Consider the following 501-nt stretch of genomic DNA (forward strand, 5'->3'; position numbering starts at 1 on the left):
TAGGTACGCCACCTCCGCGCGCAGATAGTTGACCTCGTCGATCAGTTCTTCGCGGGTACGCTCTTTATCCTGCTTGGGCTTGGGAGTCGGTGGCTTTTGCATGGGCTGGCTATTGCGGGTTCGTCGTGGCGAAAGGGCTTCCTCTCCCCCGGCATCATACCGTCGCTGCCATATAGCAACGACGCCGTAGCCTCGGATATTGAACCGCGCCGCCGCCTGCCGCAACGACAGCCCCTCAGCGCGCATGTGCTGCAAAACCGACAGCTTGAAGGCCGCCGTATACAGAACCCGCTTGCCCCTCAGGCCCGCGATCCCATGGTGCCGGTAGGCCGCCACCCATTCACGCAGGGTGCCTCGGTCCAGCGTGTGCCGCTGCGCCAGCAGCCGGAATCCCTCATCCCCAGACAGATACTCCTGAACGACCTGCAGCTTGAACTGCTCGGTGTACTTTGCCATGTAAAAACCCCCAAAAGTTGTCTCCAACTTCTGGGGGTCAGTTCA

Annotated in this window: 1 protein-coding gene; it reads right to left on the minus strand. The window is 60.9% G+C overall.

The window, feature by feature from the left end; genetic code table 11:
• Positions 1-456 (minus strand): helix-turn-helix domain-containing protein (locus CF68_RS34335; protein WP_035827866.1); only part of this gene is annotated, 456 nt, incomplete at its 3' end.
• Positions 457-501: the final 45 nt, after the last annotated feature.

Origin of the sequence: Cupriavidus sp. SK-4 (assembly GCF_000611125.1) — a bacterium.
GTDB classification, from domain to species: domain Bacteria; phylum Pseudomonadota; class Gammaproteobacteria; order Burkholderiales; family Burkholderiaceae; genus Cupriavidus; species Cupriavidus necator.